Here is a 19,300-nt window from a genome sequence, read left to right on the forward strand (position 1 = left end):
ATGAAAGAAGCCAAGAGATTGCAAAAATTGCCACCCTATCTTTTTGCCAGAATTGAAAAGAAGATTCAAGAAAAAAAGGCCCAAGGGGTAGATATCATCAGTTTGGGAATTGGTGATCCGGACCGTCCGACACCGGAACACGTCATCGACAAATTAGTGGAACAAGCACATAATCCCGAAAACCATGGTTACCCCAGTTCGGTAGGGATGCTTGAATACCGGGAGGCAGTTGCTGATTGGTATAAGAAGCGATTTGATGTGGAATTAGACCCAAAAGAAGAAATAGTTAGCTTAATTGGTTCTAAGGAAGGTATCGGGCACATTTCTTTCTGTTATGTAGATCCGGGCGATATCAATTTGGTACCTGACCCGGGCTATCCTGTTTACGGCATAGGGACCCTGCTTGCGGGGGGCGAGCCATATTATCTGCCACTCAAAGAAGAAAACGGTTTCCTGCCGGACTTAGCTGCGGTACCCGGTGATGTGGCGGACAAGGCAAAGATTCTTTTTATCAATTACCCAAATAATCCAACCGGTGCTTTAGCTGACCTGGATTTTTACAATAAAGTGGTGGCTTTTGCTAAAAAGCACGATTTGATTATCTGCCATGATGCTGCCTACAGCGAAATTGCTTTTGATGGCTACGAGCCGCCAAGTTTTCTTCAAGCGGAAGGTGCCAAAGATGTAGGTATAGAATTTAACTCTCTATCCAAGCCCTATAATATGACCGGTTGGCGGATAGGCTGGGCTGCCGGAAACAAAGAGGTTGTAGAAGCTTTGGGACGAATTAAATCAAATCTTGATTCCGGAGCCTTCCAAGCGATTCAGCATGCTGCTATTGCTGGACTGTCGGGGTCCCAGGACCCGGTAAAGGAAATGCAAAAGGTTTATCAAGAACGCCGGGATGCCGCAATAGATGGTTTAAATAAAATGGGCTGGACTATGGATAAACCCCAAGCTACCTTTTATGTATGGGCCCCGGTACCGAAAAAATACAACTCCAGTGAATTTGCAGAACTAGTACTTGAAAAAGCCGGTGTCATTATTACGCCCGGAATTGGCTACGGTGAAAATGGTGAAGGATATTTCCGTATTGCCCTTACCGTGGAGAAAAATCGTATCGAAGAAGCTTTGCAGCGTATGCAGGAAGCTATCGGTAAGGTGGAATTTTAGGAATAATTAGCTGAATATTGAAAGCAAGAGCATCTATCGTGGTGTATCTTGCTTTTTTCTCTGTTTTTCTTAAAGTTAGGAAGGATTTTACCCAAATAGGTAGAAGTTATTTTTGTTGTCGAAGATGTCAATAATATAAGCAAATGGTTCCTTAAGAGGGTATTTTGAAAGACGATGGAGGAAATCGAATGATTAAGAGTATGACAGGCTATGGACAGGGTGCAGCTATCGGTGGCGGCAAAGCGATAGCCGTAGAGATGAAATCGGTCAATCATCGGTTTTTGGATGTTTCCGTACGTATGCCCCGGCAGTATTCGCTGCTGGAGGAGCGTTTCCGCGGTGTCATCAAGGATAGACTGAACCGTGGAAGGGTAGACATATATGTGAAGATTGAAAATGTTGCCGAAGCGGAGCGAACACTGACCGTTGACAAGGCATTGGCGCAGGCATATTATAATTCAATAATGGAACTAAACCAACTGCTTGGTGTAGATGCCAGTGTATCAGCTTACGATATAGCTCAACTGCCCGATGTTATTCAGCTGGAGAATGACGATGACCTAGATAAGATATGGCCGCCGATGGAGGACGCCTTAAGGCAGGCTCTTGAGCAGATGGTAACTATGCGTGAAAGTGAAGGTGAAAAGCTGCAGGATGATCTGAATGAAAAAAAGGCAACCATTGAAAAATTATTGCAGGATGTGGAACAACGGGCGGGCACTGTAGTAGAAGACTATCGGGGAAGGTTGAAACAGCGCATAAGTGAATTAATGGCAGAAACCCCGGTAAATGAAGAACGTTTGGCTGCAGAAGTGGCTATAATGGCAGATAAGAGTAATGTCAATGAAGAGATTGTCCGCTTAAAAAGTCATTTGGAACAATTGCAACAAACTTTAGAGATAGTTAAACCGGTAGGTCGCAAACTGGACTTTTTGGTACAGGAAATGCACAGGGAAATCAACACCATCGGCTCCAAGAATTACGATCTTAGTCTAGGACGCCTGGTAATTGACATAAAAAGCGAAATAGAAAAAATTCGTGAACAGGTGCAAAACATCGAGTAGGGGGTGCAAAACCTCCTAATTTCATAGATGAGTTTGCTAATTATAGGTGTAATTTTCATTAAAGTTAATAATTAGGTTGGGAGGAAGGGACTATGAGTATTAAATTAATCAATATTGGCTTTGGAAACATTGTTTCCGCTAACCGCATTGTGGCTATCGTCAGCCCAGAATCAGCACCCATTAAGAGAATTATCCAAGAAACCAGGGACAAGGGTATGTTGATTGATGCTACATACGGAAGGCGAACTCGGGCCGTTATCATTACCGACAGTGACCATATCATTCTTTCCGCCGTTCAGCCGGAAACTGTGGCACATCGTCTAACCAGCAAGGAAGCGGCTCAACAAGGTGAAGATAAAGACGAGTAACTTGGGGGAGAAGAAACTTGGCAGAGCAAGGTTTGTTAATTGTTATATCCGGCCCCTCGGGTGCCGGAAAAGGAACTATTTGTTCGAGGATGATGGAAAGTGAACCCGAACTTCGTTATTCCATTTCCGCAACTACCAGACCGCCGCGAAAAGGAGAAGTAGACGGAGAGAATTACTTTTTTCTGGAGCGGGAAGAGTTTGTATCCATGCGTGAAACGGGAGGATTTTTAGAGTGGGCCGAAGTTTACGGTAATTTTTACGGCACACCTCGAAAAAATGTGGAATTAATGCTTAATCAGGGTTATGATATAATTCTTGAGATAGATATCCAAGGAGCCCTGCAAATTAAAGAAAAATTTCCTGAAGGAGTATTTATCTTTATAGAGCCGCCCTCTTTAAAAGAATTAGAAACCAGAATTACCAAAAGAGGTACCGATAGTAAGGATGTAATTGCTCGGCGGATGCAAGAAGCCTCCAAGGAACTTAAATATGTTACCGAGTATGATTATGTCGTAGTGAATGACTGCTTAGAGGTAGCCGTAACTCGTGTTAAATCAATTATTGTTGCGGAGAAGTGCCGCCCTCAGCGAAAAAGATTAACATTGACTAATGAGGTGATGGGAAAATGAATCAACCGCCAATTGATATTCTGCTTAAACGGGTGGACAGTAAATACGCCTTGGTGGTGATGGCCGCTAAACGGGCCAGAATCCTTACAGATGAAAATTTACTGGAACAAGAAAAAACAGTAAAACCCGTAACCCGTGCTCTGCATGAGATTGGGGAAGGAAAATTTACATATGTTCGAACAAAAGACGGTATCAAATAACCAGGTGCTGAGTGGCAAAAGCGCAGTGGTCGCGGTAACCGGCGGTATAGCCGCATATAAAGCGGCGGATATGGTAAGCAAACTTAAAAAACTGGGCGCAAGGGTGCAGGTGATCATGACCGCAGCCTCAAAAGAGTTTATCACCGCGACAACTTTAAGTACCCTATCCGGTAATCCCGTGCTGGATGATTTATTCGGCAGCCCGGGAGAGGTCAGTCACATAGATGTGGCTACCACTGCCGATATAGTGGTGATTGCGCCCGCTACTGCAAATATTATCGGTAAACTTGCCCATGGTATTGCTGACGATTTTGTCAGCACAGTAATGCTTGCGGTACAATGTCCGGTAATAATTGCTCCGGCTATGAACAATGCGATGTTTTTAAACCCGGTTGTTCAGGATAACCTTGATGCCCTACAGACAAGAGGCTATCAGGTGGTACAGCCTGATAGCGGCAGGCTTGCCTGTGGTACTGACGGGCCCGGCCGTCTTGCGCCGGTGGAAACGATTTTGGAATTAGTGCAGAAGAATTTCGCACAGCGGCGGGATTTAACAGGAAAGAAGATACTGGTTACCGCAGGGGGTACGCAGGAACCTATCGACCCGGTGCGATATGTAGGTAACCGCAGTTCAGGAAAGATGGGTTTTGCCGTAGCCGCTGCCGCTGCTTTAAGGGGCGCTGAAGTGGTGCTGATTCATGCAAATACCCACCTCCCCATACCTACGGGGGTTACCGCCGTGGCGGTAAGCACTGCTGATGAGATGCTCCGGGCAGTTTTAGATTATTGTTCCCATAGCGACGTGGTTATTAAGGCGGCAGCGGTGGCCGATTACAAGCCGGCACGGCAGGCAGATTCAAAGATGAAAAAGGAAATTAACAATTTGGCGTTAACGTTGGTGCCGACGACTGACATTTTGGCGGAATTGGGAAAAAGAAAAGGCAAGCAGATATTAGTGGGCTTTGCCGCTGAAACTGATGACCTTTTGGCAAATGCCAAGAAGAAAATACAGCGGAAAAATCTTGATTTGATTGTGGCTAATGATGTAAGTCGTACAGATATTGGTTTTGCAACTAACGAAAACCAGGTAACTTTTCTTTACGCCGATGGCAGGCAGGAAACATTGGCCAAAATGAATAAGAATTTGGTGGCCCAGGAAATTATGGACCGCGTTATTGATATTATCGCAGCAAGATACCCAGCGGGGAAAGAGGAGTGATTAATGGTGAGAAAATTATTCACATCAGAGTCCGTAACCGAAGGGCATCCGGATAAAATTGCTGATCAAATATCCGATGCCGTATTAGATGCAATTTACGCCCAGGATCCAATGGCCAGAGTTGCCTGTGAGACGGCAATCACCACTGGTCTGGTACTAGTCACCGGTGAGATTACTACTAATTGTTATGTTGATATTCCCAAAGTGGTTCGGGAAACCATCAGAGAAATCGGCTACACCCGAGCAAAATTTGGCTTCGACTGCGATACCTGTGCTGTACTGACAGCAATAGATGAGCAGTCAACGGATATTGCCATGGGCGTGGACCGGGCGTTGGAAGAGAAAGAAGGCAGCCTGTCTGAAAAAGAAATTGGTGCCATTGGCGCCGGTGACCAGGGTATGATGTTTGGTTATGCCAGCAATGAAACGCCGGAATTGATGCCGCTGCCCATTTCATTGGCCCATCAACTGACGCGCAAACTTGCAGAAGTACGTAAAAGTAGAGTAATTCCTTATCTTCGCCCTGATGCAAAATCCCAGGTAACAGTGGAATACGAGGGTGATTTACCGTCAAGAGTGGATACAGTGGTAATATCCTCCCAGCATCGTCCCGATTTGGCGATGGAAACCTTAAAAGAAGATATTATGAAATACGTTATAAAACCGGTTGTGCCCGAGGAATTATTGGATGAAGACACTAAATTTTTTATTAATCCTACCGGTCGTTTTGTTATTGGTGGTCCCCAGGGTGATTCAGGTCTTACCGGCAGAAAGATTATTGTAGATACCTATGGCGGTATGGCCCGGCACGGCGGCGGCGCCTTCAGCGGCAAGGATCCCACAAAGGTAGACCGTTCCGCAACGTATGCTGCGCGGTATGTGGCTAAGAATATTGTGGCTGCCAGGCTGGCTGACCGCTGCGAAGTACAGCTGGCCTATGCCATCGGCGTCGCTAAACCCGTCTCAGTCCGGGTAGATACTTTTGGCACAGGTAAGGTAGATGATGAAACTTTAGTTAAATTAGTAGAGAAACACTTTGACCTGCGTCCTGCAGGTATTATCAAAGAACTGGATTTGAGAAGACCTATCTATAAACAGACTGCTGCGTACGGACATTTTGGTCGTAATGACCTGGATCTGCCTTGGGAACGCACTGATAAGGCAGAAATACTTAGTCGAGAAGCAGGTTTGTAAGACATTCGGGCGCCTGAAAGCAGGTGCCCGTTATTTTTTCTGATTAATTGCCGGTCAGTGCGATAATTTACAATCTTTTGGAATAAAATTTTGGCAAGGAGGGAGAAAGAATGACTAAAGTTACCATAGATACTGCCTTGGAGCAGCATCACCTGCAAAAACTAATAAAGCAATTTCCTCAGGCTGAGTTTTGCCTATGTGAGGAACTAGCAGAGGAAAAGGAGCTTTTACTTGAAACTGAAGTGTTGGTTACATACGGTTGGAAGTTAACAGCAGAACTGGTGCGGCGGATGCCGAAATTAAAGTGGATTCAGGCACTCCGGGCTGGAGTTGATAACTTTCCTGATGGAGAAATAACTAAGCAGGGAATTGTGGTTACCACGGTCAGGGGAATTCACGGTATACCGATGGCAGAGCATGCTTTTGGCATGATGTTGTCCTTTAGCAGAGAGTTATTGGCTTTTAGGGGTGCCCAAAGCCAGAAGCAATGGAGACGGGATATGTCGCCGAACGAAATATACGGGATGACCTTAGGGGTGGTGGGTACGGGAAGTATCGGTCGGGAAGTAGCTAGGCGAGGCACAGCATTCGGTATGATGGTTTTAGGGGTTAATACCAGCGGAAATCCGGTTGATGGAATTGAAAAGATGTTTAGCGCGAAGAAGCTGGAAGTGCTTCTTAAACAATGCGATTACGTAGTAGTAACTCTGCCGCTAACCGACGCGACATACCATATGTTTGGCGAACAAGAGTTTAGCCAGATGAAATCAACCGCCTACTTTATAAACCTGGCCCGGGGACAGGTAGTGGAGGAGCCTGCTATGGTAAAGGCATTGCAGGAAAAAGAAATTGCCGGGGCAGGCCTGGATGTCTTTGAAGAGGAACCACTTTCACCTAACAGCCCTTTATGGGAAATGGAGAATGTCCTAATAACTCCCCACCTGGCTGCTTTATCTCCGCGCTATACCACTCGGGCAGTGGATGTATTTGCGACAAATTTAGCTGCATATCTAGCAGCCGAATCCCTGCATAATGTAATGAACTGGAAAAGGGGATATTGAAGCCAAATCTAGAGCATGCAACTTGACAGCGAAAATGCAATATAGTAGAATTGAAAGTGACAATTTTACTTGAGGAGGCATTTCAAAATGGATAAGAAGGTACAGATTCAGGTGTTTGGTTCACGTTCTTGGGACGCATGCAATAGCGGCGGTTGAGGCCCCAAACAGACTCAGGAAGAACTCACCGGTCTGGTGAGAAAGATGGTAATGGACCAATATGGTGACACTGTGGAAATGACTTACATTGATGTTAGCGATGACGCAGTAAATGATTATCCCGAGGTTAAGCCTCATTTGGATCATCCCGGGACACCACTGCCAATTGTTGCTTTAGACGGTGAACCTAAATGGGCAGGAGCAATTTCCTACCACCATATCGTTAAAGAACTGCAAAGCCTAGGAGTTGCATAACAGGAACAGGTCTTTTTTAAGGCCTGTTTTTTTTGTCAGTACAAGAAAAGGTATTTTTTAATGCACCGAAGGGATGAAAACGTTTCCTTGTTGAAGGTTAAAAAGCAAGTTTTGTCGAAATATAACAGTGAAAGTTAATAAAGATAAAAACAAAAGAAAGGTCTGAAGCCAGTTGGTAGAAGCGATTATCGAGATGCAGGGAGTTTCCTGGATACGGGACGGTATAAAAATTCTAAAAGGCATTGAGTGGCAGGTACGCCCAGGGGAGAACTGGGCAGTGATGGGTCTAAATGGTTCAGGGAAGACAACTTTGTTGGATATTATTAATGGCTATATATACCCATCCCTTGGCCGGGTTACTGTCTTGGGTCATACATTCGGTGCCAGTGATTTGCGGGAAATGCGCAAATCTATCGGATTGGTCAGTTCATCACTGCAGGAAAAGCTTTACCTCAATGAGACGGCAGCAGAAATAATCTTATCAGGATGTTTTGCCACCATCGGCCTTTATCAGCTTCCTGGAGACAAGGAAAAACATCGAGCCGAAGAAATCATGGCAGAACTCGAGTGCAGTCATTTTGCCCATCGTCGTTACAAGACCCTGTCTCAAGGGGAAAGGCAAAAGGTAATGATTGGACGGGCGCTGGCTTCTTCACCAGATCTACTGATACTGGATGAACCCTGCTCCGGCTTGGATTTATTTGCGCGGGAGCAGCTGCTGGATACCGTGGAGCGCATTTCAAGGATTGAGAACCCGCCCACCTTAATTTATGTCACTCATCACGCTGAAGAAATTTTACCGGCCTTCAGTCATACATTATTGATGCGTCGGGGTGAAACATTCGCAGCCGGTGAGACCGGTGCGATACTGACCGGGGATAGCCTTTCTGAATTTTTCGAACGTCCGGTTGCCGTTAAGTGGCGGGATGGCAGGGCATGGATTGATATTGACAGGTGTTAATTTTTTTAAAGGGGAAAGTTTGTATGTTACAGAAAGGCTTGATGAAAAAAATTAAGGTATTGGCTCTGCTTGCCGTGTTAGGTGTGGTGGGGGTTCTCTCTATAAATTTTATGATTAAATTTGGTGGGGAGAAGCATATCTTTCCCGCGCAGCGAATTGAGCCGGTGCAGGCAGCTATTGTCCTTGGCGCCAGGGTCTATTCGGATGGAAGGGTGTCCCCGATGCTGGCGGACCGATTGAACAAGGCAATTGACTTATATCAATCCGGAAAGGCAGAAAAACTACTTCTTAGCGGTGATCATGGGCAAAAATCATACGATGAAGTAAATACCATGCGCCAATTTGTCTTAGAAAAAGGGGTGCCCTCGGAGGATATCTTTATGGATCATGCCGGTTTTAGTACTTATGATTCCATGTATAGAGCTAGGGATATTTTTAATATAGACAGAGCAGCGGTAATAACCCAGGAATTTCATCTGCCCAGAGCAGTATTTACAGCCCGAAGCTTAGGCATTGATGCAGTGGGACTTAAGGCTGACCAGCATACTTATTACGCCGAGAATTATTACGAATTCCGAGAGATTTTAGCACGCAACAAGGCATTTCTACAGTTATTTATCCTGCATTCAACCCCCAAATACCTGGGTGATGCAATACCCATTACCGGCGATGGCAGAGTTACTTGGGATAAATTGTAATGTCATATGCATCTTAGTTGATCATCTAGTTGTCCTCCTCTATGGTCAATGCCTGATCTAGGTCATTGATAAGATCTCCCACGTGCTCGATACCCACCGATAATCTAAGCAGGCAATCTGTGATACCGAGCTCATCGCGTATTTCTTTTGGAATATCGGCATGGGTCTGCTGGCAGGGAAATGTAATTAAGCTTTCTACTCCGCCTAAGCTTTCAGCAAAGGAAATCAGCTTTAACCGGTTTAAAACCGTCCCAATAAGTGCTGGCTGGGCTACCTCAAAAGAAATCATAGCACCAAAACCTGTACAGTTTTTTGTCATGATTTGATAGCCGGGATGTTCCTTTAAGCCCGGGTAATACACACTTTTTACTTGAGGATGTTTCTTTAACCAATGTACCAGTTCAAAGGCATTTTTCTGGCTTTGCTCTAACCGTACTGCCAGTGTTTTAAGCCCTCGAAGCAGCAGCCAAGAATCCTGTGGTCCCAAAATTGAACCGATGGAATTCTGAATGAAGCCCAGCTTTTCTCCTAAGCCCGGGTCTTTTACTGCAATTAAGCCGGCGACAAGGTCGTTATGACCACCCAGGTACTTACTCGCACTGTGAATCACAATATCTGCTCCCAGAGACAGTGGCTGCTGCCAGTAAGGAGTCATAAAGGTATTATCTACGGCTAACAATAAACCGTGGCGCCGGGCAAAATCAGCAATTAAACTGATATCAGCAATTTTCATCATCGGGTTAGACGGGCTTTCAATTAAAATGCCTTTGGTTATGCCCTTAACAGCCTTTTCCATTTGAGCCAAATCACTGGTATTGACGTAGGTCACTTTTAAACCAAGGGAGGCATAGATTTGCTCCAATAGGCGGTAAGTACCCCCATAAAGGTCATTGGACACAATGATATGATCACCGCTTTTAAAAAGGTGGATAAAAGCAGAGATTGCTGCCATGCCTGAAGAAAAGGCCAGCCCGCGGGTTCCCGATTCCAATTCAGCGATACTTTTCTCTACGGCTTCTCGGGTGGGGTTACCAGTTCGGGAATAGTCGTAACCGGTGCTTTCTGTAAGGCCTGGATGTTTAAATGTAGCAGTCTGGTAAATGGGCATGCTGATGCTTCCGGTCTTCTCATTTTTTGACACCCCGGCCCAGACACATTTGGTTTCAATCTTCAATTTGGTTACCTCCTTATGTAGGCAAATAAACCCAACAAAAAAACTCCTCAGATGAGGAGTTTACCGATTCTCATCTGGCAGGAATTGGCACCTTGCAGTCAGCAGGTTGCCGTGGCGTCATGGGGCCTGTCCCTCAACCACTCTTGATAAGAGTTTATTTACATTTGGTGATGTGCATACAATTGTAATATGTAATTCCAAGCATGTCAAATATGAGCAGTACCTAATACCTCCCAGCCTTTTACATCAGAAAAGAGTCTTATCAAATTCGAAGACTTGACTATCAGGGTTTAGAAGAGTAAAATATTTAATGCTGATAAAAAAATATATATTATGTTATGCTGATGTGGCTCAGAGGTAGAGCAGCGCACTCGTAATGCGCAGGTCGTCGGTTCAAATCCGACCATCAGCTCCAGAAAAACGTCGGCCCCGCAAGGGTTTCAGGGTTTGGTGGATATTGGTTCGGGTGAGGCAAAAGTGCTTTATCAAACCGATATCAAACCAAACCCTATTTTTTAGCTTCTTGCAGGTATATCAGTAATGCTAGCAGCTTCTTGTTGTAGTGATGGTGCGACGTGGGAATATATGTTGATTGTAACATCAATTGATGAATGACCTAAACGCTCTTGGACAACTTTTGGATGTACATTATTCAGCAAAAGAGAAGTCGCATGCGAATGCCGCAAATTATGAGGTGTAAGGCCAGGAATCCCTAGTTTCGCAACCATTTTGCGCATGTGTTTTGAGCTTCACGTTTTGAGTATACAGTGCGTGAGATATTTGCCCTTCTGCCAGTTTTAAGGTCAGTATAAGACACCATTACATCATAAACAGTTCCTCTTGTCTTCGTCTCTCGCTCTTCAATATGTCCTCTTGACATCACTCGAACCTCCTTTGGCTTTACCCAGAGGACATCTATTGTATATCACTATTTACTTGAATTTGCAACCACTTCTTTAATGAAACCAAAGGTACACGGATGTGTTTGCCAAGCCGTATAGAAGGTATAATATCGTCGCGTACTAACTCGTAGGCTTTTGTTCTTCCTATTCTTAAGATCTTAGCAACTTCAGGAACTGTAAGTAATACTTTATCTTCAAATAAAGCAAGCAAGGTTTCGTTAGAATTCTTTTCCTCAGTGGATGTAATTTTCCTGTCAGCAATCACCAGTTACTCACCTCCTCGTATACAGACATTAAACAATAGGCGTTTGCAAAACGCCGCAACCCTTGCAAATTCTATCTTTTTTCTTGCTTAGTTATATAGAACTCCTCACTTGTCTTGTGTAAAATATAGTTAACAGGCAATATCTACATTCAACAAGAAAGGAGATCTATTCTGTGAAATTTAAACAATTATCCCTATCTGATATTTATGACGGTTGTCTTGATTTCGTTGATAAGGATAAACCTCGGTTTCTAGCGCTTCTTGAAGAGCATATTCAACTTTCAGAGTATATTTCGCTGAGTTTCTATCAGGCTTTTTACAAGCACTTTGGTCGCAAACGAAAATTTAAGCTTGAGTCTTTTCTTTATGCACTCATCATTCAGAGAATCTTTTCTATTCCTACAGATGCGCTTCTGATTATTTTTTTGAATTTTTCCAAGGAAATCCGTGAATTCTGTGGTTTTTCTAAAGTACCTGATGCATCAAAATTTACACGATTTAAGCAAGATTTTTCTAAACATCTTCAAACACTTTTTGATAACCTTGTTGATCAAACTGAACCTATTTGTGAGCAAATTAACTCAGAACTTGCTTCATATCTCGTCTTTGATACCTCTGGCGTTGAAGCTTACGTTACTGAGAATAATCCTAAGTTTATCAATCGCTTAATCAAGCAGCTTAAGTCTCAATACAAAGGCAACTCTTCTGTTGACCCATACAAAATGGCATACGGCATTATGCCTTCCTGCGCATCATCAAATCCAAATGTCAAACAGCTTTACATCAATGGCCATTTTTGCTATGTCTATAAATTTGGTATGCTCACAAATGGCCTTGGTATAGTCAGAAATATTTCCTTTTTTGATGAAGACTTTATAAATGCACACCCTGAAATCCCAATAGAGAAAAAGTCTGATTCCCCTGATGAAGATAAATCCTTATCCGATTCTAAAGCACTTAAACCTGTTCTGCGCGACTTTTTTAAAACACATACTCATTTTAAACCCAGCACGTTTATTGGCGATGCTGCTTTTGATACAAACGATTCCTATAACTTTTTATTGAAGGATTGTCACTTTTTAAAAACAGTCATTCCTCTGAACGAACGAGGTTCTAAGAACCTCCCTGAACCCGGGTTCAACGAATCTGGACAACCTCTGTGTCCGTTAGATTCTTCTTTACCCATGAAATATGAAGGTAAAGCGCCCTTAAGGAGTGGCGTTGTTAGAGATAAATGGGTTTGCCCAAAAATGAAGTGGAAAGGTTCTAAACGCATTACTTTATGTGAACATCCTTGCTCCGACTCTCCTTCTGGTAGAATGTTTTATACCTATCCTGAAAAAGACTTAAGACTTTATCCTGGCATTATTAGAGACACCCCTGAATGGATTGATATCTACAAAAATCGTTGCGTTATTGAGCAAACCATTCAACACTTTAAATCCAATTTTGGCGTCGCCAACAGAAAAACTACAAATGCTTTAACCATTAAGGCTGACTTACTCCTTGCAGGAATTACTCAACTGCTTACCGTTATTCTTGCAGACAAACTCCATAAACACGAACTCATCAGAAGCCTTAAACCTCTTTTGGCTTAGCAAATCCTTTATACTTGCTCTTTCAACCCGCAAAATACTTGCGGTTATTTGTGCCGAATTTTTTCTGTCCAACCTCTGCTTAAAATTTTCTGTCCTCTTTATTAAACTTTCTGATTAGCTGCCTACGTTAAATTTTGAATTTCGCAATTACCTAAGACATTAAACAATCTATCCTGATGTTCTGCATTCTGGTTCCTTACTACATAAAGGACCAGTTGGTAATTTTAGTATAAGTGTAAAAAGGTAGATACAAATTTGCCAGTAAACGGTTCGTTCGCTCGTGCGTCCTTTTCCTGCCCATCAGGGGGTAGATAATACCTGCGGTGCCTGCGTTAAAACCAGGGGCCGCAGGGCCCCAAAAAGTGCAGGCGGAGAAAATAAGTAACCAACTTAAACAGACTATCGGCTCCTTAAAGAAAACCCTGTTAGGCTCTAATGAAATATCTGCTGGCCAAGTCAACAGGGCGCTTGATGAAGGGAAGTACGTTGTGGAGAACTTTGTCCAGTATCAGCAGACGCTGGGTACAGATCTCGATGATATGAGAGAGCTGACATCCCTTCTTAAAAGGCAGATGCGAAAATTTTAGTCGAAAAAGAATAATCCTGGCGCTGACGGGGGAAAGAGGGGTTTTGTTAGTACCTTTTCTCTCGGTAATACTCCGATTTCCGGAATGCATTCCCAGGAAGACAATTAGCGGCAAAGTAGATGTAAACAGACTGTTAGCATGTACTACGCCTTATTCTAAAATCCCCGACTGCAAAAGAAACTGTTGTAGTCGGGGTTTCTTAATTTTCTAAAGACGGAAGGAGAGGTGCCTTATGGCGCAACAAAAATTCAAGGACATTCAGACCAATTAGTTCAGGCGGCAACGTTGTTTGACAGCCAAGCTACAGACGCTATATTTTCAGTCTAAAAACAAATTGAACCCCCTGTGCTAAAGGGGTTTAATTTTAGAGTTGAAAATATGTTTTCATAGTAAGCGTCCCAAAAAGGTCGTATATCACATCACACAAGAAAGGCCCTCAATCAGTATGGTTGAGGGCCTTACAAATTGATAGGGTAAAGCACTGTAGTTATGTCTCTCTCAGTTTAAATAACGGCGCAAACCACTTTCCTCAGAAATGTCGTTTAAATAACAAAGAGCGCATTAACTCAAGTTAGCTTTCCGTTTGTTTCAGCGAAACAAACAGTTTAAAATACGCTTGCGAAAATTTTTCTTGGTTCTACACATTGCTTAGCTAATAGCTGCAAAATTGTTCTATTTGAATATAGGAATGGAAAAGGAAAAATAAAAGAGCGCCTAAAATTATAACCCCTGCGAATCCTAGTACCAATAACTGAGGCGGCCCCAGTTTATTTAGAATAGTGCTCATTAAAAATCCTTCGATTGCTATTTATGTGTGGTTGAGATCTCTATTTAAGCATTGCCCGGATTTTCCTGGACAGATTTCCTTATCCCTAATACTTTAGCCAAAAGGAACGCTATAAGCCCGGCACCGGCACTAAAAAGCGCCCCCATCTTTGCCGCGCCTTGCACATCAGCACGTACAAAGGCTGCGCCCGCCATAAACAAAGCTACGGTTAGACCCGTTGCTGCTACAACAGCGGCTACCAAAAGTTCTTTTTGCCCCATACCATCAGGTAGTGGAAACCCAATCAGCCTAGCAATGTTAGCCAGAAGAGAAACCCCAATGGTTTTGCCCAGCAGCAGCCCGGCGAAGACAAGCCACGTTGCCGTACCGATGCTAGAAAACTGCACACCGGCATTTGTTAAGCCAAAGAAGAAAAGGCCAAAGTCCACTATTATCTTCCAATCGTGTTCGAAATGCGCCAAAGTGGAAATTTCGTCTTCACATTCATCGGAATCGAAAAGATGGCCGACCGGCCTCACCGGGTGCGGCAAAAACGGGATAACGAATATTAATGCTAAAGCCGGATGCAGGTGGGCGTTATGCAGTCCTGTCCAGCTTAGTACCCCCGGAATTAATAGATAGGGCCAATAGTTTCTGACATTGATTTTTCTCAATGTATATGCCACGAGCATAGCAGCTAAAGTCAACAGTAACCAAATCGGTTCTGTGGGATGCAGCGGATCCGGGTAAAACACCGCAATAATGATTAGACCAATTGCATCGTCTGCTATAGCCAGCAGCAGCAGAAACTTTACTGCGGGATGGCTTGCACCGAAGACAAATCGCGCTATTAGCCAAGCCAGGGCAATGTCTGTAGCCGTGGGAACGCCCCAACCCCTGATTAAATTTGGAGAACCAATTACAGAGTTTAAAATTAAGTACACTGCCACCGGTCCCAAAACTCCGCCCAAAGTGGCAAACAGAGGATTGATGGCTTTTTTTATGGGGTTCAAATCCCCGCCGGGCATGAGACTTTGGACAATTTCGACGCCGGCGATGGCAAAGAAAAAGACCATAAACACGTCGTTAATAAGAAAGTGAAAGTTTACCCCGGAGAATAATTCTTTTTCCATTAGCTCGTGATAACCGTCAGGGGCGATGTTTGCCCAAATTAAGGCTACTATTACACCCGCGATTAAGGGGATGGAAAATTCCCGGAGAAGTTCTACGGTTTTATTTTTCATATTTTCAGATCCTCTCTAGATTACAAAAGTTCCGATCTTTTGTATTTTTTCTTATGGTTATAAAGCAATTCTTAAAAATAAAAATGGTTGAAAAACAAAAAATCATGGAGAAGAACCATGATTCATAAAGATCATCTCCTTTTCCAACGCCTACGAGGTTAGCTGTCGGGTTCGGGTTGGGAAAAGTAACCCTACCTCTACATAGAGGACTCACCCCAGAAAATTGGGTCCCCCGTTCCTAAAGGATTCGGCGATTGCGTTATTAACTTTAGTTTCTACATTAATTCTACGCTTATGATTTATGTAGTCAAATTAATTTAAACTTTAAATAGCGCCAAAATGGTCTATGGTAATATCTGTACCAGCGACGTCTTGACAGATTCCTTGTTTCTTTCTAATTAGACACATTATGCTAAGGAATGCTCGTTAATTTATAATGCTAATGTGAGATAGAAATGTTGCCTCAGAACTTGTAGAGGCAACATTTCTTGATAATCTTTACAATTTTAGAACTTGGCTCACAGTATTTCAACTTCTCAGCGATTGCCAACAATCCTTAACTAGTTTACTGATTGCTACTATTATAGCGGTGAACTCCAATCTACCCAGCCACATACCCAGTATCTCCGCCACTTTTGCCGCTGCCGGCATGTCTGGCCCGGTTATACCCACTGAAAGTCCGACTGTACCCAATGAAGAAGCAAATTCAAATAATGAATCTCTTAAACTGAAGCCGCTAAACATGAGCACCAACACACCTGCCAAGTAAGTCATGAGGTAAATAAAGATATAAAAGGCAACCTCTAGCAAGTGTTCATGGCTGATAACCACCTCTTCACCCTGCTTATTGAGGGTGTGGCGTATTATGGCGGTTCTGGGGAATAATTTACTTTTTATTGACCAGTACACAGTTTTAAAAGCAAGGGAGATCCGATAGAGCTTTAGACCCCCGGCGGTAGCTCCCGTACCCCCGCCGATAATCATTAAAATGATAATTAATAATACTGCTGTTTCGGTCCAATGGGTAAAAGGAACTGTTTGAAAACCCGTTGTGGAGAGGGCTGAAATCGCCTGAAACAAAGCAATTCGAAATGTATGCCCCACGCCCTGGTATACTGTATTTACAAGGGCATACAGGATCAAAGGTACGGTAATCCCCATCAGTACAAAAAATGCGACCACTTCATTATCCATTAGCGTCTTAATGCGTCTTTGTGTTAATAATACATAATGGGTGGAAAAGTTGGTGGTACCTAGAATCATTAACACTAAAGTTACCGTCTCTACGGAAATGCTGTTCCAATAGCCTATACTTTCCCCTCGGGTGGAAAAGCCTCCCGTGGATAAAACAGCCATTGAATGGTTGATGGCATCAAACCATGTCATTCCGGACAGCATATATAAAACAGCACCCACTCCAAAATACGTCAAATAAAGTTTTAGCAATATCCGACTGGTATCAATAACATTGGGTACAAATCTATCACTGCGTGCCTCTGCTTCATAAAGACCGTTGGCTTCCGGGCCGACTACTGCCGAAAGCATCAAGACAGCTAATCCGGCCCCGCCCACAAATTGCATTAGACTGCGCCAAAACAAAAATACCGGGGAAGTTTGGGACACATCAACCATGGATAAACCGGTTGTTGTCCAGCCGCTCATGGCTTCAAAGATAGCATCCAGCCATGTTAACTGGCCGGTAACTACAAAAGGTATCGCACCTAATATAACGGCAACGACCCAGGTGAGAGTTACCACCACTGCCCCGGATTTCATGGAAAAAGCAGTTGCTCCGTTTATAGTATACTTTACTATTGCATAGCCCCCTATGATAGCTAAGGCTGCCGGTGCAATAAAGGCGATGAAATCTAAGAAGGTACTTGTTTGGAACATCAGCATAGGAATAGGAATTAACTGTACCACGCCGATGCCGATAATTAGTTTTCCGAAATAATATGCGATTGTCCGGTATTCCCTTAAAATTTTTTCTCGATAGGTCAACAAAAATCACACCCTTCTTTTCGCTGCCCCCATTAGGACGATTTCCAGGGCATCTTGATTATCCAAGGTAGTTACGGCTATTAAGGCATCCCCCTTGCGAAGCACTGTATCTCCCCGGGGAAATATCACTTGATGTTCCCGCAGAACCGTGACCAGCACGCAATTCTGAGGCAGTTTTGAAGCTATCTGCAGTACACTTTTATCAACTACGGGGGAATCCGCCCTAATAGTTGCTTCAACTATGGTCATGGAGCCCCTTTCAAATGTCAGTAAGGTCTTAATTTCATCGGTAACCGCCTCTTTTTCAATTAACCCGGCAATTGTGCCGGTACTGCTCACGGTGGTTTCAATTCCCAAACGCTGGAAAACTTCTTCGTTCTTAGGATTATTTACCCGTACAATTATCCGGGGAATGGAGAAGTTCTCGCTGGCCACCTGAACAGCAATCAAATTATCTTCATCTTTACCGGTAACCACTACCAAAACTTTAGCCAAATCAACTTCCGCTTCCTTCAGGGTATTTAAGTCCGAGCCATCACCCTTTATTACTAAAACCCCAAGTTCGTCGGCAATTTTTTGAGCCCGGTCCGGATCCTTTTCTATCAAAGTCACCTTATGCTTGTGGTCCAACAACGTCTTCACCAGGTAATAACCGACCTTACCGCCGCCAATTACGGTGATTCTCATGATATTACCTCCATTATCTGCCGTATTTGCAGCGTCACAGGATAAATTATTTCAATATTATGCCGTGCTGATATCATTTGCGCATGTGTGCCGCTGGCACGGGCTGTTACTTGCCTAACAGAAAAAATCTTTTTGGCCATTTGGGCAGCCATTAAATTGGCATTATCATTTTGGGTCACGGCAATAAACACGTCGGCTTTGTCCATGCCGGCTTTCCTCTGTACCTCCAGGTCAATGGTATTGCCCTGCACTGTCCTGCCGTTAAACCCCGGTTCCAGTTTTTCAAAAGACTTGTTATCCTCATCAATAACTACGATATTATGCATGGCCTTGGCCAGGGTATTGGCCAGTTGTGACCCAACTGCACCGCAGCCCGCAATTATCACATACACTGGAAATCACCCCTTTTTCAACTTCAGTTTTATGGTTATGGTCAATAAAACAATTTGGTACGCCGGCGAAAACCGGACTGGTTTCACCTATTTCGTAATTATCAACTCCCTGCCAGTCTTTGGCAGGTAAAAGGGCATCGTTTATTCCATCAAAACCAGGAGCAAAGAACTTACGCCCCAGGGCAAAGTGCCTGTCTAAAGAAGGGTCTAATTTTAGCCACCTGTCGGCCAGCCACATACTGGTGATACCATGCCATTTTTCAGTTGCTTGTTTTGAACTGGTTAATACTTTGTGGTCTTTAAGCAATTGAAAACTAATTCCCGCAGGAATTCCCTCTGCTCTACATAACGCAGCGAGCAGACATGCTTTACCCAGCGCACTACCCTTGCCAAATACTAGAACCGCTGAAGCCCGTACGGGGATTTCTTCTTCAACCGGGTCAAAAGGTATCCGGTCCCTGACAAAATAGAAAAACCTTTTTACTACACCGGAAGGGTCAGTTTCAGATTTGGCCAACTTTTGTGCTTTATCAATGATCCTGGTATCAAGAGAATTGATATATTCGCTTTGCTTCAAGAACTCTTTCAGAGTTTGCATAATGGTCATCCTTTCATATAGTATAGTGGTAAAAAGACAAAGACCAGCCATTTTCCCTAAGGGATAACAGCTGGTCTATCACCGGCAAAACCAAACATGGCCCTGCGG

At 43.7% G+C, this 19,300-nt stretch carries 21 protein-coding genes, 1 tRNA gene and 2 riboswitches; of the genes, 14 read left to right on the forward strand and 8 right to left on the reverse strand.

Features of this window, described 5'->3' with window-relative positions:
* From MFMK1_RS09605 to MFMK1_RS09655, 11 genes are all read left to right on the forward strand, one after another.
* Complete coding sequence (locus MFMK1_RS09605) at positions 1 to 1,173, forward strand: LL-diaminopimelate aminotransferase (protein WP_366921495.1); 1,173 nt, start codon at positions 1 to 3, stop codon at positions 1,171 to 1,173.
* 188 nt (positions 1,174 to 1,361) lie between these two features.
* Entirely contained in the window at positions 1,362 to 2,237 is an 876-nt protein-coding gene (locus tag MFMK1_RS09610; RefSeq protein WP_366921496.1) for a YicC/YloC family endoribonuclease, read from the forward strand.
* A gap of 92 nt (positions 2,238 to 2,329) precedes the next feature.
* Positions 2,330 to 2,605 carry an extracellular matrix/biofilm regulator RemA gene (remA, locus tag MFMK1_RS09615; protein ID WP_366921497.1) on the forward strand — a complete coding sequence of 92 codons (276 nt, stop codon included), beginning with the start codon at positions 2,330 to 2,332 and terminating at the stop codon, positions 2,603 to 2,605.
* A 17-nt stretch (positions 2,606 to 2,622) separates the two neighbouring features.
* Positions 2,623 to 3,234 (forward strand): guanylate kinase, encoded by a 612-nt coding sequence (gene gmk / locus MFMK1_RS09620; RefSeq protein ID WP_366921498.1) that lies wholly within the window; start codon positions 2,623 to 2,625, stop codon positions 3,232 to 3,234.
* Positions 3,231 to 3,434 (forward strand): DNA-directed RNA polymerase subunit omega, encoded by a 204-nt coding sequence (gene rpoZ, locus MFMK1_RS09625; RefSeq protein WP_366921499.1) that lies wholly within the window; start codon positions 3,231 to 3,233, stop codon positions 3,432 to 3,434. Before gmk ends, rpoZ begins: the two co-directional genes overlap by 4 nt.
* A 4-nt stretch (positions 3,435 to 3,438) precedes the next feature.
* Positions 3,439 to 4,653, forward strand: a complete 1,215-nt coding sequence (coaBC, locus tag MFMK1_RS09630; RefSeq protein WP_366924915.1) for a bifunctional phosphopantothenoylcysteine decarboxylase/phosphopantothenate--cysteine ligase CoaBC — start codon at positions 3,439 to 3,441, stop codon at positions 4,651 to 4,653.
* 3 nt (positions 4,654 to 4,656) lie between these two features.
* Complete coding sequence (metK, locus tag MFMK1_RS09635; protein ID WP_366921500.1) at positions 4,657 to 5,847, forward strand: methionine adenosyltransferase; 1,191 nt, start codon at positions 4,657 to 4,659, stop codon at positions 5,845 to 5,847.
* A gap of 110 nt (positions 5,848 to 5,957) precedes the next feature.
* Positions 5,958 to 6,908 carry a D-2-hydroxyacid dehydrogenase gene (locus MFMK1_RS09640; protein ID WP_366921501.1) on the forward strand — a complete coding sequence of 317 codons (951 nt, stop codon included), beginning with the start codon at positions 5,958 to 5,960 and terminating at the stop codon, positions 6,906 to 6,908.
* Between the two features lie 192 nt (positions 6,909 to 7,100).
* Entirely contained in the window at positions 7,101 to 7,319 is a 219-nt protein-coding gene (locus MFMK1_RS09645) for a hypothetical protein (RefSeq protein ID WP_366921502.1), read from the forward strand.
* Positions 7,320 to 7,512: 193 nt separating this feature from the next.
* Positions 7,513 to 8,280, forward strand: a complete 768-nt coding sequence (locus MFMK1_RS09650) for an ABC transporter ATP-binding protein (protein WP_366924916.1) — start codon at positions 7,513 to 7,515, stop codon at positions 8,278 to 8,280.
* A gap of 23 nt (positions 8,281 to 8,303) precedes the next feature.
* Positions 8,304 to 8,978 (forward strand): SanA/YdcF family protein, encoded by a 675-nt coding sequence (locus tag MFMK1_RS09655; RefSeq protein WP_366921503.1) that lies wholly within the window; start codon positions 8,304 to 8,306, stop codon positions 8,976 to 8,978.
* Between the two features lie 25 nt (positions 8,979 to 9,003).
* Here the strand turns inward: MFMK1_RS09655 and MFMK1_RS09660 are convergent, their stop codons facing one another.
* Positions 9,004 to 10,152: a trans-sulfuration enzyme family protein gene (locus tag MFMK1_RS09660; RefSeq protein ID WP_366921504.1), complete on the reverse strand. Its 1,149-nt coding sequence runs from the start codon at positions 10,150 to 10,152 to the stop codon at positions 9,004 to 9,006.
* A 67-nt stretch (positions 10,153 to 10,219) separates the two neighbouring features.
* Positions 10,220 to 10,305: riboswitch (SAM riboswitch) on the reverse strand.
* A gap of 187 nt (positions 10,306 to 10,492) precedes the next feature.
* On the opposite strand from MFMK1_RS09660, the gene MFMK1_RS09665 reads away from it, so the two are divergent.
* Positions 10,493 to 10,567: transfer RNA gene (locus tag MFMK1_RS09665), tRNA-Thr, on the forward strand.
* Positions 10,568 to 10,667: 100 nt separating this feature from the next.
* Here MFMK1_RS09665 and MFMK1_RS09670 read toward each other — a convergent pair.
* Both MFMK1_RS09670 and MFMK1_RS09675 read right to left on the reverse strand, forming a co-directional pair.
* Complete coding sequence (locus MFMK1_RS09670) at positions 10,668 to 10,889, reverse strand: tyrosine-type recombinase/integrase (RefSeq protein WP_366921505.1); 222 nt, start codon at positions 10,887 to 10,889, stop codon at positions 10,668 to 10,670.
* Positions 10,890 to 11,067: 178 nt separating this feature from the next.
* Positions 11,068 to 11,319, reverse strand: coding sequence for a helix-turn-helix domain-containing protein (locus MFMK1_RS09675; protein ID WP_366921506.1), 252 nt, complete (start codon positions 11,317 to 11,319; stop codon positions 11,068 to 11,070).
* A gap of 164 nt (positions 11,320 to 11,483) precedes the next feature.
* Here MFMK1_RS09675 and MFMK1_RS09680 point away from each other — a divergent pair, with 164 nt between their 5' ends.
* Positions 11,484 to 12,917: a transposase gene (locus MFMK1_RS09680; RefSeq protein ID WP_428846297.1), complete on the forward strand. Its 1,434-nt coding sequence runs from the start codon at positions 11,484 to 11,486 to the stop codon at positions 12,915 to 12,917.
* A 323-nt stretch (positions 12,918 to 13,240) separates the two neighbouring features.
* Entirely contained in the window at positions 13,241 to 13,504 is a 264-nt protein-coding gene (locus MFMK1_RS09685; protein WP_366921508.1) for a hypothetical protein, read from the forward strand.
* A gap of 831 nt (positions 13,505 to 14,335) precedes the next feature.
* Here the strand turns inward: MFMK1_RS09685 and MFMK1_RS09690 are convergent.
* The 5 genes from MFMK1_RS09690 to MFMK1_RS09710 all read right to left on the reverse strand — a co-directional run bounded on the left by MFMK1_RS09690 (position 14,336) and on the right by MFMK1_RS09710 (position 19,192).
* A complete protein-coding gene (locus MFMK1_RS09690) occupies positions 14,336 to 15,514 on the reverse strand; it encodes a Na+/H+ antiporter NhaA (RefSeq protein ID WP_366921509.1) in 1,179 nt (392 codons plus the stop codon).
* 132 nt (positions 15,515 to 15,646) lie between these two features.
* Positions 15,647 to 15,777: riboswitch (cyclic di-AMP (ydaO/yuaA leader) on the reverse strand.
* A 265-nt stretch (positions 15,778 to 16,042) separates the two neighbouring features.
* The gene (locus MFMK1_RS09695; protein WP_366921510.1) at positions 16,043 to 17,515 is read right to left on the reverse strand and encodes a TrkH family potassium uptake protein; all 1,473 of its coding nucleotides are present in this window, start codon (positions 17,513 to 17,515) and stop codon (positions 16,043 to 16,045) included.
* A 6-nt stretch (positions 17,516 to 17,521) separates the two neighbouring features.
* Entirely contained in the window at positions 17,522 to 18,202 is a 681-nt protein-coding gene (locus MFMK1_RS09700) for a potassium channel family protein (protein WP_366921511.1), read from the reverse strand.
* Positions 18,199 to 18,594, reverse strand: a complete 396-nt coding sequence (locus MFMK1_RS09705; protein ID WP_366921512.1) for an NAD-binding protein — start codon at positions 18,592 to 18,594, stop codon at positions 18,199 to 18,201. The genes MFMK1_RS09700 and MFMK1_RS09705 overlap by 4 nt, the downstream gene beginning before the upstream one ends.
* Complete coding sequence (locus tag MFMK1_RS09710; RefSeq protein ID WP_366921513.1) at positions 18,521 to 19,192, reverse strand: transglutaminase-like domain-containing protein; 672 nt, start codon at positions 19,190 to 19,192, stop codon at positions 18,521 to 18,523. Before MFMK1_RS09710 ends, MFMK1_RS09705 begins: the two co-directional genes overlap by 74 nt.
* Positions 19,193 to 19,300 lie beyond the last annotated feature (108 nt).

Origin of the sequence: Metallumcola ferriviriculae, assembly GCF_035573695.1 — a bacterium.
Lineage (GTDB): Bacteria > Bacillota > JADQBR01 > JADQBR01 > JADQBR01 > Metallumcola > Metallumcola ferriviriculae.